We start from the raw sequence: 15,673 nt of genomic DNA, 5'->3' as shown, positions 1-15,673 counted from the left end.
AGATTCCCTTCCCAAAACAACATTATCGTTTAACAGAGCCAAAAAGAAAAACCACCGTATAACTCGAAGCTTTTGAGTTCTGACGGTGGTTAGTCTTTTGCAGGTTCGCTACCAAGTGCCATACCTAGTTATTAAATTTTGCCTGAATGTCTTCGTCGAACACGAAGATCGACATGCCAAAATCGCGATCTATATCTATATCGACAAACAGTTCTTTAAATTTACATCCTAAGAACTCTTCCATCTCTACAGGTGGGTTCTTACGATACATATCTTTGACCATTTCGGTTCTGGCTGATCGCAATGCCTGCTTTCCTTCATTGGCAGAGGCCATAAATTTCTCAACTGGAGAGAGATTTCCCTCCATCTCACAAATAGCCCAGTTTTTACAAAAAGTGGTGGTGATTTTGCTTGGTCCTTTGCCCATATGCTTTTTCCGAAAGGAACGCACTATATTGCTAAATTCTGCTTCGTATTTATTCACGATATCCTCCCTGTCAACCCTACAGGTTTTAACATGTTAGGTATTGTATCATACGAAACTTTATTAGAAAAGGGATCAACCAGCCATTTTTTGTGATTGTGATGCCTCATTCAATCGACGCAGCCGGCGAATGTCCAGGCGAATGAGCAAGGAAACCACTAATGCCACTATAAATAAACCGGCAAAGAACGTTAAGCTTGTCGCATAGCTTCCTGTTGTATCCTTCATCCATGCTGCAAACATTGGACCAGCCAACCCTGCAGCGGCCCAAGCGGTTAAAATGTATCCGTGAATCGCACCAAGCTGTTTCGTTCCAAACATGTCACCGATAAATGCCGGAATCGCTGCAAACCCACCGCCGTACATCGTATAGATAACTGCGAGCATGATTTGGAAAAGAATCGCTTCTTTTGTGTGGGGCAGCAATGTAAATAAAATAATTTGTGATGCAAAGAAAATCGTATATGTGTTTGGACGACCAATGTAGTCTGAGATCGATGCCCATGCAAGACGGCCGAATCCATTGAAAAGGCCTAATATCCCAACAAGTGCCGCTGCTTCTGCTGTCGATAGTCCGATGCTCTCTTGCGCTAACGGCTTCGCCGCAGACAAAATCGCTATTCCACATGTTACATTAATGAACAGCATAATCCATAAATAATAGAAACGGGATGTTTTAATCGCTTCATTAGCTGTTAATTGAGATAGATCTTGTTGAATTCTTGCTTTGCCTGATTGAACTTTCTCTTTAAAGCCTTCTGGCGCCCAATCGACAGGTGGTCTCTCTAGATATAATGATGATAATGTCATGATAATAAAATAAGACGCACCTAAAATGTAAAACGTATTCGCTGTACCAACGGATTTAATCAATGTATCCATGATCGGGCTTGAAATCGCAGCCGCAAAACCGAATCCCATAATCGCAAGTCCTGTTGCCAGGCCGCGACGGTCCGGAAACCATTTCACCAAAGTGGAAACCGGAGCAATATATCCAACTCCCAAACCAATTCCGCCTAAAACTCCATAAGTTAAATATAATAATGGCAGTGACCCAAGGCTAACAGCGAATCCAGCGCCTATAATCCCTGCTCCGAAGAAGCCTGCTGCAAGAAGTCCGGCTTTTCTCGGTCCGTGTTTCTCAACAAAATGTCCCAGGAATGCTGCGGATAAACCCAGAAATAAAATTGCTAAACTAAATGTTAATTGTACTTGTTTCGCAGTCCATCCGAAATCCTCGATCAATGGATCTGTAAAGTTGCTCCAGGCGTACACCGATCCAATGGAAATGTGAATTCCCACTGCCGATGCCGCGATCAGCCAGCGGTTTTTTGTCTTTTTCATCTGTCTTCCCCCTAATTGTGTGGCTCTTTTTCACATCATCTGCTATTCCAACTTGAAAATTCCCCGTTCCGTAACGGACAAGGTTCATTTCTGATTATCTATAACAATAGAAATGTAAGAAAAAGAACCTGATAGAACCCTTTTTATGTACTCCACTTTCCATGCATGGAGACCTTTATCCCGGCGTTATTCACAAATGCCAAAGAAAAGAGGTCTTTAAAAACAGATAACCGCCAACCTCTCTGCATGTGCATACAATCAGGGCATGTACATCCAGAGAAAAATTGACGGTTAGTTTCAAGCAGGTTTCGCTACTATCGGACCAACAGTAAATCGCTTTCAATTCTCGTTACACTTTAACCGACGACAGGATCGCTATCTCGAATCAGAATGTGACAAATTTATGAACTATAAAAAATATTATCACTTTATGAAAATCTGTGCAATACCTTAAAGAAAACTCGTCGAGTGACGAGCCCATAAAGACGAAGACAAAGACGTAGTTGTCCTATGCAGAGAGGAAAATATATACTTTCCTCTCTGCCAAAAAGAAATCACACACCGATTTTACACGATGGACAGAATAGTTTAGTGTATGTTTAGATTTATATAATTCTAAAAAAATAGGGTGAAAACAATGCTTGAAAATATGAGTGAAAAGTATACCATCACAAAGTACACAAATGAAGAGTTCCTTGAGGTGGAAGATGTCATTGTAAATGAATTTCCGTTGACGGTTTTTTTGAACGATGAAGAGTTTGCTACCATAGTCTGCACTCCAACGAACTTCGAGGAGATGGTCGTGGGCTTTTTAGCGTCTGAAGGTGCGATTCGTTTTTATAGCGATATTGATTCCATCAGCATCGACGAAAGCCGCGGTTATGCTTACGTAAAGTTAAAAGCAGCTACAGTCACGAGCCAGGAATATTACTCGAAACGCTTTATTGGTTCATGCTGTGGAAAAAGCCGCCAATTCTATTTTCACAATGATGCGAAAACAGCAAAAACATCGACATCAACCACGACGATTTCAGCAGCTCAATGTATTCGTCTGATGAACGAGATGCAAAATAGTTCCGAGGTTTTTCAAGAAACTGGCGGTGTTCACAATGCTGCACTATGTACCCCTGAAGAAATGGTTGCAGTGCGTACTGACATTGGCCGGCACAATGCATTGGATAAATTATTTGGATATAGTATTATGAACCGTGTATCTGTCCGCGATAAGATCATTGTATTTAGCGGCCGGATTTCTTCTGAAGTCTTATTGAAAGCAGCAAAGATCGGTGTGGGTATCGTCTTGTCAAAGTCGGCACCTACTGACTTGGCCATTAAGCTAGCCAATGATTTAAACATCACGGCAGTCGGTTTTATTCGCGGAAAATCATTCAATATATACTCATGTCCGGAAAGAATCACAAAATAGAATGTTCGAGGGAGGGAAAAGCCAGTGCTAACAGAACCGACGGTATATGATTATTTCAACCGCCCTCTTCGAGATTTAAGAATCTCGGTTACAGATAAATGTAATTTCCGCTGCACCTATTGTATGCCTGCTGAAATATTTGGCCCGGATTATCCCTTCTTAAAAAGAAATGAACTTCTTTCCTTCGAAGAACTGGAACGGCTAACAAAGATATTTGTCGGTTCCTTAGGAGTTAAAAAGATCCGCATCACCGGCGGGGAGCCTTTAATGCGAAGCAATCTGGCTGAGCTTATTAGGAAAATCAAAAGTATCCACGGTGTAGAAGATATTGCAATGACAACGAACGGCTCACTTTTGCCCAAGTACGCCCGTGAGTTGAAAGAGGCCGGTTTAAAGCGGGTTTCCATCAGCCTGGACTCCTTAAAAGATGAAATATTCGGGAAAATCAACGGCCGCGGCGTGTCCGTTCAAACGGTACTCGATGGAATTGATGCTGCCAGTGAAGCAGGCTTGCAAGTGAAAATAAATATGGTCGTTAAAAAGGGAATGAACGATTCGGAAATCATTCCAATGGCCAAATTCTTCCGCGAAAAAGGACATATCCTCCGCTTTATTGAATACATGGATGTTGGCAACACAAACGAGTGGAAGCTCGATGACGTCTACCCGAAAAAGCAAATCATCGACGACATCAGCCAAGTCATGCCACTGGAACCGATTGACCCAAACTACACAGGAGAGGTAGCCAGCCGCTATCGTTATATTGGATCCAATGATGAGATCGGCGTGATCTCATCCGTCTCCGATGCGTTCTGTTCCAGCTGCAACCGGGCCCGTCTGTCCGCAAGCGGAATGCTGTACACCTGTCTGTTTGCTTCAAAGGGACATGATCTCAGATCCCCTCTTCGATCTGAACTGACAGACGAAGAGCTGGCAAGTCTTTTGCAAGAGCTCTGGAACGTGCGCAAAGACCGCTATTCCGAAGAACGCAGTACAGCAAGCACCACTCACAAGAAAATTGAAATGAGCCATATCGGTGGATAAGGTATGCTTGCAATTTAAATGACTGATTAATATCACCCCAAATGGAAAATCTTGAATAATATTCGCCATTTGGGGTGTTCTTCTTTTTGCCGCTCAGGCCTTCTCTATATATTTTAAAAAAAGTGATAAGAAACCATCTCGAATTTGTTTATTTGTAGCGATAATTATTATATTAAGATATTAATATGCGCCTGTTGATTAACAATGTTCTTAAGCAGAATTTAAGGTTACAATTCTTGTTTATTGACTGCACCGACTCAATCCAATATCCCTTTTTACGATAGTGAACAGGTTTAATGTAAACCGGAGCTAAATCTGTTCATCCCCTATCAAACCATTCCCTGTGATTAAACTCGCAAAAATCTTGCATTAATTAAACTAAAAGTAGAGCTGTTTATTGGTAGAAGCTACCCGAGCATCTTTATTAGTTTTTTTAATTTTTCTAATTTCTTGTTATTTAAATTGAGCAAACCATTTCCTTCAAGTGTCTTCGGATAGCCCAACGAAACTGTGTTATTTAATAGTTCCTTAAATATTTCTGGTTCTGATAATCTTGAACCACGCATCGACTCAAATTTATCAGTCAAAAGTGCAACAGCCCCTGAGACATGCGGAGCGGCCATGGATGTACCGGATAAAGCGGCATATTGGTTACCAGGATAAGTTGATACAACATGTTCCCCGGGGGCCACTAAATCCACTTCACCATTAGAATTACTAAAGCTGGATATCCGTTTAACCGGATTAACCGAGCCTACTGCAACAACTTCCGGGTAAGCCGCTGGAAAACTGTACTCATTTGTCTCGGAATCACCATCTCCTTCATTTCCTGAAGCGCATACAACCATAATATTATTTTGTACCGCATTGCTAATCGCAGAATGTAAAGCCAGATCATCATCCGGTCCGCCTAAGGACATAGAGATAACCCGTACTTTCTCTCCATTAGGGCCTGTCCATCTGACGGCATAATTAACAGCTGAAGCAATGTTTTCTGTTGTTCCTTCTCCTGCTCCGGTTAACACCTTAAGCACCAGCAACCTCGCTTTTGGTGCTACACCTACAACACCATCACCATTTTCTGCAGCAGCAACGGTACCACAGACATGAGTTCCATGACCGTTATTATCGGCAAAGTTGGCAGGGTCACCATTAAAATCGTCCGTAAAATTATAACCACCAATTATTTGACCAGCTAAATCCATATGACCTTGCTCGCAGCCAGTATCTATTACGGCTACTACAATGTTTTCACCTTTAAACCCTTCTCTCCAAACAGAACGTGCACGAATCATTTTTATACCCGGGGGCACTTCAAAAGTATTTTCTGCTATTGCTTCTATCTGGAAGGGTATTAAATGAACTTTTGGCAATACTATCTTCTCCCTTCATAATCTGAATCTAGAAATATTGATGCAGGTTTATATATGCTATGAAGGGAGACAAGCTTTTGCTATAAACCTTGGTCTATTTTTAGTAGCGGGATTTTGGTTTTTGTAGCGGGGACCCGTTTACGTAGCTGAAAGTTCTTCTTTTATAAAGAAACTTGTCATTTTCGGCAATCTTATTTCGTGCAATAACCAGGTCACTTGGGGTAAATTATTACAGTGGAATGAAATAAATGATGGTTTCGCAAATATTATATAGGAGTGATTACATGCGTTCATTAAAAGGAAAAACTGCCTTAATCACAGGAGCCGGCAGGGGAATCGGCCGGGCTGCAGCTATTGCACTGGCCCAAGAAGGCGTAAACGTTGGATTGATTGGTTTGAATATGTCCAATCTTGAAAAGGTGACTGCTGATTTGGCGCAATATGATGTTGATGTTTCAGCAGCTTCTGCCGATGTGGCCGATCTTGATGCTGTCAGTCATGCAGTTGAGCATATCAAATCAGACCTCGGGACGATCGATATCTTAATTAACAATGCCGGAATTGCTAAATTTGGCGGATTTATGGAACTCACTCCCGAAGAATGGGAAAATATAATCAAAGTCAACCTGATGGGAGTATATAATGTAACCCGTGCGGTATTGCCAGGAATGATTGAGCAAAAAGCAGGCGACATCATTAACATTTCTTCATCTGCCGGCCAAAGAGGTGCTGCCGTGACAAGCGCATACAGCGCATCCAAATTCGCTGTTCTTGGGCTGACCGAATCATTAATGCTGGAAGTGCGCAAGCACAACATCCGCGTCAGTGCCCTCACTCCAAGTACAGTGGCAACCGATTTAGCGATTGAGACAAATCTGACCGACGGCAATCCCGAAAAAGTCATGCAACCCGAAGACCTTGCTGAATTCATGGTAGCCCAGCTAAAGCTGAATCCGCGGGTCTTTGTAAAAACAGCAGGCATGTGGTCTACAAATCCTTAAGAAATCCAGCAAGCCCGGAGACCGATCGACGCCACTAAGGGTAATTCTTTTCCTTTGGATATTTAAAAAGGAGCAAGCCGATACCGGCTGCTCCTTATATTTATTTATTCCTTGTTGCTTGCTTCTTACTAGACTTTCACTATCAATATCCTTCAACAATCCCTTTCTTCAACTGTATAAACAAGGTTGTTATTACTTTCTATATGCCTTAGTCGCTATATAGTTGCCTGCCTAAAAATTTGATGAAACAAAAAAAGAGGTACACTCCTCTATCAAGGAATGTACCTCTAATGGTATGACCCGAGAGGGATTCGAACCCCCGACCCCATCCCTGTCAAGGATGTATTCTCCCGCTGAACTATCGGATCGTAATAAGGATAGTCTTCTTAAAGCACATATCTAATTATATGTTTTGTCCGAAAAAAGTCAACCTCATTAATGATATTTTCCCCTTCTTTTTAATTCCTTTATCAGTCCAAGCATTTCATTCGTATTTCCCAACTGTATATTGATAAACTAAACAGTGAAAATAAGGAGGAATATAAAATGACGTTGAAAGTTCGAATCTATTCTGATTATGTTTGACCGTTCTGTTATATAGCGGAGGCTCCGCTTAAGGATGCAATGAAAGGACGAGATGTTGAGATCGAATGGATGCCGTTTGAGCTACGTCCGTATCCGGCTGAAACATTATCTCCGAAAAGCGAAAAATTTCAGCAGGGCTGGACACAATCCATCGCCCCTCTGGCTGAACGTTTTGGCGTGAAAATGATTATGCCAGAAACGGATCCGACCCCTCATACTCACCTGGCGCATGAAGGTTTTCGTTTCGCCAAGGAAAATGGCAAGGGAAATGAATATGTGGAGACTGTCCTGAAGGAATTCTGGGAGCAAGGCAAGGATATCGCAAGCATTGATGTTCTCTCCGATACCGCTGCTTCAATAGGATTGAACAGGGATGAGTTCAAGAAAGCATTATCCGAACGCAAATATGAAATGCATCATAAGCAGGCACTGAAGCATGCCTATTACGATGCCCAAATTACAGCAGTGCCGACCTTTTTCATCGGTAACCGCCGCGTCCAGGGCTTGCATACGCAAGAAGCATTGGAAAGAATTCTGGATGAAGAAGCAGCAAACTAAAATAGAGATCCTAAGGCACTATCCATTTTTATGGATGGTGCCTTTTCAAAAAATAAGAACATTCGTTTCCTTTTTATTTGCATAAAGAACGTTTGTTCGCATATAATATAATTAAGATTCAGAGAAATGGAGGTTTATGAATGTGAAAACGATGCTGCTGCTTAGCTTGGAAGAAGGAACACCATTGGAAATTATTTATCTTTCCGAAAAAGAAACGATTTCACAGCGAAGGATTTCCGTCCTTGAAATAGAGGGTGAATATATTCGGGCTTTCTGCTTTCTTCGGCAAATGAAACGCACCTTTAAAATTCCCAACATTCTATCCGCTCGCCTGATTCAGCCCCGCTATAAACAATTGGGATAATGGTGACCTTCGCTTTAATATTTACTTTCTCATTAATCTTCTAACAGGAAAAGTCACACCTATTTATGCTAGAATTATGTTCGTAATCGATACGACATTCATATAAGGAGTGTGAGACGATGAGTATACCTAAAGGAACCATTAAAGAATATGCGTTTACGAGCAAGGAGTTGGGGGAAGAATTTGAATTATTGATTTATCTTCCTGCAAATTTCTCTCCCCTCTATAAATATTCTGTGGCTATTGCCCAGGATGGCCGGGATTACTTTCAACTTGGTCGGATCGGAAGGGTCGCTGACGAATTGCATCACCTGCAGGAAATCGAAAATCTAATCATTGTCGGTATTCCTTACCGGGATGTCCACGACCGCAGGAGCAAATATCATCCTTCTGGTGAAAAGCATTCTGCCTACATACGCTTTCTCGCCCATGAGCTGGTTCCGTTTCTCGATAAAGAGTTTCCCACGTATCAAATGGGAATGGGACGGGCTTTAATCGGGGACTCTCTTGGCGCGACCGTTTCCCTATTGACGGCTTTACAATATCCACATACATTCGGCAAATGCATTCTGCAATCTCCTTATATAAACGATGCCGCCCTGCAAGCGGTTAAGGACTTTGAGCACCCTCACCTCATTGAACTGTATCATGTCATCGGCAAACAGGAAACCGAGGTGCCGACGACAGAGGGAACAAAGAAGAACTTTATCGAGCCGAACCGCAGAATCAGCGAGATATTTAAACAAAAAGGATTTTCTTATTTTTACGATGAATTCGACGGAAATCATACGTGGAAATACTGGCAGCCTGATTTAAAACGGGCACTCAAGGAAATTTTTTAAGTCAGGTTAATTATTCCATCCAAACTTTGTTATAATTATATAACTGCACATGTTAGACCATTCACTTTTTATACGAGGAGGTACCAAAATGAAATATGGAGTGGCTATTTTCCCATCAAAAAATCTCCAGGACAAAGCAAATTCCTATCGAAAACGGTATGATCCGCATTACGCACTCATCCCTCCGCATATTACAATTAAAGGGGCATTTGAAGCCAGTGATACTGAAATCAAAAATGTCGCGGAAAAGCTTTCGCAAATCTCTTCAGATTCAAAGCCGTTTACCTTAAACGTCCTTAAAGTCAGCTCTTTCCAGCCTGTTAATAATACCATTTATTTCAAAGTTGAACTAACTCCTGAACTGAAAAAATTACACGAAACTCTTCATAGTAAAGATTTCTTCAAGAGTATAAATGAATATGCTTTTGTCCCGCACATTACGATTGGACAGCAGCTTTCAGACGATGAACACTCCGATGTGTTCGGCCAGTCAAGAATGCTTGATGTCACACATTCAGAGGAAGTGGATCGTTTCCATCTTCTGTATCAGCTTGAAAATGGTTCGTGGTCCGTCCATGAAACATTCATATTAGGAAAGGAATAGAAAAATGAACGTAATCATTGCAAAAACTGAGCAAGAACGTAAGGATGCTTATTTCGTTCGTACAAAGGTCTTCATCGACGAACAACATGTTCCAGCACGGGAAGAAATTGACCAATACGAACAGGACGCAACCCATTTTGTTTTGTATGACGACATGCATTACCCGATCGGAGCCGGCCGTTTTCGCATGTTAGACGGTATAGGCAAGGTTGAGCGAATTTGCGTCATCTCTTCATCGCGCCAAAAAGGTGCTGGTGTCCTGATCATGAAAGCCATCGAAGAATTCGCTATTTCAACAGACATCAAGAAATTGAAGCTGAATGCACAGACACACGCGATTCCCTTCTATGAAAGCCTTGGTTATTTGACGGTTTCTGATGAATTCCTTGATGCGGGCATTCCACACAAAATGATGATAAAAGAAATCTAATTAAACCGGACGCTTCATGTACAAAAACATGAAGCGGTCCGGTTTTTTTCTCCTTTCACCTCCGGCAACTATAAAAATCCACTATTGTCCTATGAGCAATTCGCCTTTGTGCTCATAAACTATTATAAGAATCACAAAGGAGGGGTAACGTGAACAATAATGAATTCGACATGGAAGAATCCCAGAGACGGCTAATGGAATTAATGGTGTCCCGTACACTGAAAAAGCATGGCATCAGTAAAGGGAAGTTCAATCTTTCTGAAGAGGAAAGGGATAAATTGAGAAGCACAATCGAACTTCTACAGAAGCAATCAGCAGCACTGATGGGCAATCGAAACACAATAACAGAAGCTGATGTAAACCCGGGGACCAATATGTACAATGTCAGAGATACTGAATCAGATGAAAGCCTCGAGCAAGAAGCATTTTCGGAACTCAACTTAGCGCAAAGAAGAAAAAATAGACGTTTGGAGTGATGCATCCGTCCAAACATAGTTGCCTGACCTGCATACTTTATAAGTGAATAATCAAAAAGGAGGATCATTATGAATCAAGATGTTTATAAAAGCAATGAAAAATATGAAAGCAGATGGTCTGCATTGGATCCAGACTCCAGACACCCGATGAGCAATTATTGCAAAGACGACGACAACGAAATCGAACAGGATGCGACGCAAAAAAGTTCCGAGTATCAATTGTCTGAAGAGCTCATTTATATTAAAGATTCCTGCAACGTAGAGATCAACTCTACTGACGTGAAAGCGGCCCTTTCTTTACAGGCAGCCCTTCAAGCAGCTATCGCAGTAGTGATCAGCATTTCAATCGCAGATGGAGACAGAGCCGATAAAGTCACCCAGGATTTGCTTCAGTCTTCCAAGATTACGCAAATCACACGCCAAAAAACAATTGTCGAAAACTCCAGAGATATTGATATCAGAACAACTGATGCGCAAGTCGCCGTCAATATCCAGCTATTGCTTCAACTATTGCTTGCTCTTATCGTAGAACTAGATATTCTATAAAAAAGAAAAGGACACGAAATGTGTCCTTTTCTTTATATTTTGACATTAATATTTCCGCCTTTACCGGTTAATTCGGCCGTCGCTTGAGTGATAATGTGCTCAGGGATCTTGCTTTTCAATGATGGCACAGAAAAATAAGCGGAAGCTGCGTTCATAGGCTTTCTATTCTGTAACGATTCGCCTTTTTCTACATTTTCTGTTTCCTTATCCATGCTCTGAATAAATGTAATCGGTCTGATTGGCATAACACCTTGTACAAACTTGTCCGGTTGCTTTTCAGCGCCCACCGTGCGATTTGCGTACTGTATATACTCATATTGAGTCACTGGAAGAATGTATCCCATCATATTCACCCCTTTGCCGACACTTTATGTATCGAAAGCCTTCTTTATTAGATATATACCCATTTTTTTTTTACATAAACACATCATTTAGACTCTTTTGGTTTCGAATATGTTTTGGTATGATGAATACTGCTTGAATATTAAATAGAATTTGAGGTCATATCAATGAATGCAGCTAAATCAGGAAAAGAGATAATCCGTCTTGAAGCTGTATCTGCTGAACGGCTTCAGGCCTTATATGAACAAGGCCGGCGCGGAGAACTTTCTTGTCCGATTTGTGGGAGCCATATGAAATTACATCTAGGCATCCATGAACCCCCGTATTTTGATCACGCTCTTCCCTCTTCAAACTGTGAGTGGCAACTTGAATCCGAGAAAGTAATGGAGAACTCTGTAAGTTCCGGTTTCAGGCTGCCGAAACAGAGAAATATCGGTGCTTCTTCGGGCATATCTTTTATTAAAAGCAAACCGATAAAGGGAAATCCATCGTTCACGGAAAAGATGCCTACGTCATACACAAACGAAGGTGCATATTTCGCACTTCTCAAAGAACATGGGATAACGCTTGATAAACAGCAAATGACAGCTGCTACCAGCATCGATGGCCCTCTGCTCGTCTTATCTGGTGCCGGGAGCGGCAAAACAAGAGTATTGACGGTACGCACCGCATATATGATTGCAGAGAAAAAAGTCGACCCGAAAGACATTATGCTCGTTACGTTTACGGCGAAAGCCGCTAAAGAAATGAAAGAAAGGCTGCTGTCTTATCCTAAAATCTCTGTATCAGACGTAAATCAGCTGGTCAGCGGAACCTTCCACAGCATCTTTTACAAAATATTGATGTTTCATGAGCCGGAAAAATGGCAGCGAGACCTTCTAATAAAGTGGGACTGGGAAAAGGAAAAAATCATAAAAGCGGCCGGACGTGAATACGGACTGGATGAAAAAGAGTTTGCTTATGATCATGCCCTTCAAAGAATCGGGCTATGGAAAAACTCGCTCGTTTTTCCGAAAGATATTAAACCGGTTGATGATTGGGAAAAATCATGTGCTTATTTATACAAAAAATATGAAGAATCTAAAGAAAAAACAAGGATGTATGACTTTGATGATATGCTTGTCGGCTGTTATTTATTTTTAAAGTCTAGCCCAGCAATCTTGGAGAGGTACAGGCAGCGGTTTCAATATATTCATGTCGATGAATTCCAGGATATTAATAAAGTTCAATATGAACTGGTGAAACTCCTTTCGTCTGACTCGAAAAATATTTGTGTTGTCGGGGATGATGACCAGGCCATCTATTCTTTCCGTGGAAGTAACCCGTCCTTTATTCTTGATTTTGAAAAAGATTTTCCCGGTACAAAAGTGGTTAAACTTACGGAAAACTACCGTTCCGCACATGAAATTGTCGCTACAGCAAACCGGATCATTGCAAACAATCAAAACCGGATAGACAAAACGATGAGCGCTCAGCACAATTTCAGTGAACCTGCCTTTATGTTTTATCCATATGACGAAGAATTGGAAGCCACGATGATCGTGACTGACATTAAGGAGAAATTATCCCAGGGAGCAAGACCCGGCGATTTTGCGATTCTCTATCGAACCCATTCTATGTCACGCGCAGTATTCGAAAGACTCGCAGCCGGTTCTTTACCTTTTATGATTGAACAGGATGCCGAATCTTTCTATGAACGGCGGATTGTTAAAGGAATGCTTTCTTTTTTGCGTTTAAGTATGCAGCCGCAGAATTCAAAAGCTGCAGCCGATGTGTTATCCTCGCTTTTTTTAAAGCAAAGCGTCCTCCAAGAGATGAAGGCACTAACCATTTTACAGGATTGTGATTTTATCGATGCCTTTTCCTTTATTAAAACAGGACATGCTTTTCAGGAGAGAAAGCTGAAGGCTCTCCCTGCAAAGATTCGATCACTGAAGAATGTCAGGCCGCCCGTCGCCCTGGAAATCATTGAAAAGGATCTTGGCTATCAAGACTTTGTAAAAAAGCGGGGCAATGAAGGTAATATCGAGAAGGGCTCGGACGACATCCGGGATATCAAGGTTGCCGCTAAACGCTTTGAAACCATCGGTGAATTTCTCGATCACGTTGACCATATGATCGGAATGAATAAGGAAGTGAAACAGCTTTCCAAGCACGTAACCGATGCTATTCAGCTTACAACGATTCACCGTTCAAAAGGACTCGAGTACAAAACAGTGTATGTATTATCTACCGTCGATGGGAGCATTCCGCATGATTTCGCCTTAGATTCCTACCGCAAGGGTGAGCTTGAGCCATTGGAAGAAGAGCGGAGGCTGCTGTATGTCGCGGCAACCCGCGCAAGTCTCGGTCTCTACTTTTCTATACCGCAAACGAGACGAGGAAAAACAGCTTATCCTTCACGGTTTCTAAAGCTATAAATCAGGGCTTTGGATGATCAGCGGGTTTCACAGACTGATTGCCCGATTTGTTGAATTGATTATAACCAGGATCGTTTTTCAATCTGCTAAAAAAAAAGGGCCGACGAAAAGCACGTTTGGATGAGCTTTTTGTTGGCCCCTTTTTAAATCAATCTGATCACTTCTTTTTATTAAGCATATTAGCAATCGTGCTGAAATCGAGCTTATTGCCATCTTTCACGATGGACTTGACGATTTTATCTTCCATTTCTTTGTTCACGGGTTTATTGGCAATTCTGGAAACACGTTTAATCACGTTTCGAACCGTCTTTTCATCTTTAAAATTTGCACCTTGCAACGAATTTGCCAATTCAAATACATCCTTCATATTTACGCCTGTTTTGCCTTCCATGTTTTTAAAGAAATTATTGTCCACTTTTAGCCCTCCTTCACTGTATTACTATCCTATGTAAAGGAATATTTATTGTGAGGAAATTAGGACATTATGAACATCTGGACTTCTATAATCCATAAAAAAACGGAACGGGTTAAACCCATTCCATTTTCAAGATTAGCAATAAGCCGCACCGACAATAATTAACAAGATAAACAAGACTACAATTAAAACAAAACCGTACCCGTGGCCTTTATCATATCCGGCGTCTTCGTATCCATATCCACTACATCCATATCCGTACATTTTTATTTCACCTCGCTTTTTCGCTTAGGTTACTTTAACATATGTAAGGCTAGTGACTGATGTATAGGCAGCATCCCATACAGTGAACCCAATTTACGGTACAAGTCCCTATCCTTTGGGCTTAAATACCAAGGCTCCAATAAATCCGAATATTATCGCAGAAGATATACCTGAACTAGTAACTTCAAACATCCCGGTGAGAACTCCCACTAGCCCATGCTTCCCTGCCTCCTGCATCGCGCCATGGACAAGGGAATTTCCAAAAGAGGTAATCGGGACGGTTGCACCCGCTCCAGCAAAATCCATCAGCGGTTCATAAAGCCCAAAACCGTCTAGTATCGCCCCGGCAACTACAAAGGTACTAAGTGTATGAGCCGGGGTCAGCTTTGCTACATCGAACATAAGCTGGCCGATTACACAAATGATCCCTCCGACAACAAACGCCCAAAAAAACATTGGGAGCATTCAACATTCCACCCTTCAAGATTTGACTTGCTAAAAGAATGACTGCTGTTCATTGTCGCCCAAACAGCTAATCGTTCTTGCCTTTACGTTAATTCTTTTTGCAGCTTCACTATTTTTTGAAATTTTTCCTTCGCCTTCTTTTCAGGGACATCTTTTTCTCTGAGCATATTATTTAATCTCACTGTTTCCAGAAAGATCTTATAATCACTGGAGACGGTAAATTTATACCCCTTAAACTTCTTCTTCAGGCGGTCATTTACATTCTTTTCAATCTTTTTCATTTGAAACCTGTGCATATGATTCACCTTATAAGCGACCAGAATATCTTTGCCGTTTTGCACGGCAACAACATCGTAAATGCCGTCAATTCTCGCCACCTCATTTTTCACCTTTTCCGGTACTCCATCTTTTTGATATGTAACGCTTCTGATGTCCATGGCAGGAGGATCCGTCTTCTGGATAAGGGCCATACCCTCTTTCTGATCGTCTCTGTTACCTGTACATCCTGTGATAATAAACAGAAGGGTTAGGGAAAAGATAAGATAATACGCTGTACTATGCCTTTTATTTGGCATGTTCTCACGTCCTCATTAATGTTTGTTCTGTTTATTATTTTTCGACTTTCTACCTTTTTTATGAATGAAATTTTTCCCAGAAAAAAACCTTATCCTTTGAAAGATAAGGTTTACA

General features: G+C 41.5%; 19 protein-coding genes and 1 tRNA gene. 11 read left to right on the top strand and 9 right to left on the bottom strand.

The genetic code is table 11. The features are described from left to right. Window positions 1-124: 124 nt before the first annotated feature. Together LQ216_RS03715 and LQ216_RS03710 are read right to left on the bottom strand one after the other, a co-directional pair. Window positions 125-484: a DUF2294 domain-containing protein gene (locus LQ216_RS03715; RefSeq protein ID WP_230126796.1), complete on the bottom strand. Its 360-nt coding sequence runs from the start codon at window positions 482-484 to the stop codon at window positions 125-127. 75 nt (window positions 485-559) lie between these two features. Further along, window positions 560-1,828 (bottom strand): OFA family MFS transporter, encoded by a 1,269-nt coding sequence (locus LQ216_RS03710; RefSeq protein WP_230126794.1) that lies wholly within the window; start codon window positions 1,826-1,828, stop codon window positions 560-562. A 637-nt stretch (window positions 1,829-2,465) separates the two neighbouring features. Between LQ216_RS03710 and fdhD the strand changes: the two genes are divergently transcribed. Both fdhD and moaA read left to right on the top strand, forming a co-directional pair. After that, window positions 2,466-3,254: a formate dehydrogenase accessory sulfurtransferase FdhD gene (gene fdhD, locus LQ216_RS03705; protein WP_230126792.1), complete on the top strand. Its 789-nt coding sequence runs from the start codon at window positions 2,466-2,468 to the stop codon at window positions 3,252-3,254. 24 nt (window positions 3,255-3,278) lie between these two features. Continuing rightward, the gene (gene moaA / locus LQ216_RS03700) at window positions 3,279-4,298 is read left to right on the top strand and encodes a GTP 3',8-cyclase MoaA (protein ID WP_230126790.1); all 1,020 of its coding nucleotides are present in this window, start codon (window positions 3,279-3,281) and stop codon (window positions 4,296-4,298) included. A 407-nt stretch (window positions 4,299-4,705) separates the two neighbouring features. On the opposite strand, the gene LQ216_RS03695 is transcribed toward moaA, so the two are convergent. Next, a complete protein-coding gene (locus LQ216_RS03695) occupies window positions 4,706-5,671 on the bottom strand; it encodes a S8 family peptidase (protein WP_230126788.1) in 966 nt (321 codons plus the stop codon). Between the two features lie 284 nt (window positions 5,672-5,955). Between LQ216_RS03695 and LQ216_RS03690 the strand changes: the two genes are divergently transcribed. Continuing rightward, a complete protein-coding gene (locus tag LQ216_RS03690; protein ID WP_230126786.1) occupies window positions 5,956-6,672 on the top strand; it encodes a 3-ketoacyl-ACP reductase in 717 nt (238 codons plus the stop codon). A 296-nt stretch (window positions 6,673-6,968) separates the two neighbouring features. Here the strand turns inward: LQ216_RS03690 and LQ216_RS03685 are convergent. Continuing rightward, window positions 6,969-7,040: transfer RNA gene (locus tag LQ216_RS03685), tRNA-Val, on the bottom strand. Between the two features lie 229 nt (window positions 7,041-7,269). Here LQ216_RS03685 and LQ216_RS03680 point away from each other — a divergent pair. The 7 genes from LQ216_RS03680 to LQ216_RS03650 all read left to right on the top strand — a co-directional run bounded on the left by LQ216_RS03680 (window position 7,270) and on the right by LQ216_RS03650 (window position 11,077). Then, window positions 7,270-7,815 carry a DsbA family protein gene (locus LQ216_RS03680; RefSeq protein WP_290369221.1) on the top strand — a complete coding sequence of 182 codons (546 nt, stop codon included), beginning with the start codon at window positions 7,270-7,272 and terminating at the stop codon, window positions 7,813-7,815. A gap of 151 nt (window positions 7,816-7,966) precedes the next feature. After that, window positions 7,967-8,179 carry a hypothetical protein gene (locus LQ216_RS03675; protein ID WP_230126888.1) on the top strand — a complete coding sequence of 71 codons (213 nt, stop codon included), beginning with the start codon at window positions 7,967-7,969 and terminating at the stop codon, window positions 8,177-8,179. A 119-nt stretch (window positions 8,180-8,298) separates the two neighbouring features. After that, a complete protein-coding gene (locus LQ216_RS03670; RefSeq protein WP_230126782.1) occupies window positions 8,299-9,021 on the top strand; it encodes an alpha/beta hydrolase-fold protein in 723 nt (240 codons plus the stop codon). Between the two features lie 88 nt (window positions 9,022-9,109). After that, window positions 9,110-9,625, top strand: coding sequence for a YjcG family protein (locus tag LQ216_RS03665; RefSeq protein WP_230126780.1), 516 nt, complete (start codon window positions 9,110-9,112; stop codon window positions 9,623-9,625). A 4-nt stretch (window positions 9,626-9,629) separates the two neighbouring features. Next, window positions 9,630-10,055, top strand: a complete 426-nt coding sequence (locus tag LQ216_RS03660) for a GNAT family N-acetyltransferase (RefSeq protein WP_230126778.1) — start codon at window positions 9,630-9,632, stop codon at window positions 10,053-10,055. A 149-nt stretch (window positions 10,056-10,204) separates the two neighbouring features. Beyond that, complete coding sequence (locus tag LQ216_RS03655) at window positions 10,205-10,531, top strand: hypothetical protein (protein ID WP_230126776.1); 327 nt, start codon at window positions 10,205-10,207, stop codon at window positions 10,529-10,531. Between the two features lie 69 nt (window positions 10,532-10,600). After that, on the top strand, window positions 10,601-11,077 hold the full coding sequence (locus LQ216_RS03650) for a spore coat protein (RefSeq protein ID WP_230126775.1): 477 nt from the start codon (window positions 10,601-10,603) through the stop codon (window positions 11,075-11,077). Window positions 11,078-11,109: 32 nt separating this feature from the next. Here the strand turns inward: LQ216_RS03650 and LQ216_RS03645 are convergent, their stop codons facing one another. Further along, on the bottom strand, window positions 11,110-11,424 hold the full coding sequence (locus LQ216_RS03645) for a hypothetical protein (protein ID WP_230126773.1): 315 nt from the start codon (window positions 11,422-11,424) through the stop codon (window positions 11,110-11,112). Window positions 11,425-11,586: 162 nt separating this feature from the next. On the opposite strand from LQ216_RS03645, the gene LQ216_RS03640 reads away from it, so the two are divergent. Then, window positions 11,587-13,839 (top strand): ATP-dependent helicase, encoded by a 2,253-nt coding sequence (locus LQ216_RS03640; RefSeq protein WP_230126771.1) that lies wholly within the window; start codon window positions 11,587-11,589, stop codon window positions 13,837-13,839. 157 nt (window positions 13,840-13,996) lie between these two features. Here the strand turns inward: LQ216_RS03640 and LQ216_RS03635 are convergent, their stop codons facing one another. The 4 genes from LQ216_RS03635 to LQ216_RS03620 all read right to left on the bottom strand — a co-directional run bounded on the left by LQ216_RS03635 (window position 13,997) and on the right by LQ216_RS03620 (window position 15,558). Then, window positions 13,997-14,254 carry a stage VI sporulation protein F gene (locus LQ216_RS03635; protein WP_230126769.1) on the bottom strand — a complete coding sequence of 86 codons (258 nt, stop codon included), beginning with the start codon at window positions 14,252-14,254 and terminating at the stop codon, window positions 13,997-13,999. A gap of 135 nt (window positions 14,255-14,389) precedes the next feature. Continuing rightward, on the bottom strand, window positions 14,390-14,518 hold the full coding sequence (locus tag LQ216_RS03630) for a YjcZ family sporulation protein (protein WP_117307726.1): 129 nt from the start codon (window positions 14,516-14,518) through the stop codon (window positions 14,390-14,392). Between the two features lie 108 nt (window positions 14,519-14,626). Then, window positions 14,627-14,983: a stage V sporulation protein AE gene (gene spoVAE, locus LQ216_RS03625; protein WP_230126767.1), complete on the bottom strand. Its 357-nt coding sequence runs from the start codon at window positions 14,981-14,983 to the stop codon at window positions 14,627-14,629. 83 nt (window positions 14,984-15,066) lie between these two features. Then, on the bottom strand, window positions 15,067-15,558 hold the full coding sequence (locus LQ216_RS03620) for a YhcN/YlaJ family sporulation lipoprotein (protein WP_230126765.1): 492 nt from the start codon (window positions 15,556-15,558) through the stop codon (window positions 15,067-15,069). Window positions 15,559-15,673: the final 115 nt, after the last annotated feature.

This window comes from Bacillus sp. CECT 9360, from assembly GCF_918741275.1.
GTDB lineage: Bacteria > Bacillota > Bacilli > Bacillales > DSM-1321 > Peribacillus.
This window is presented reverse-complemented; position numbering and strand designations above follow the sequence as displayed.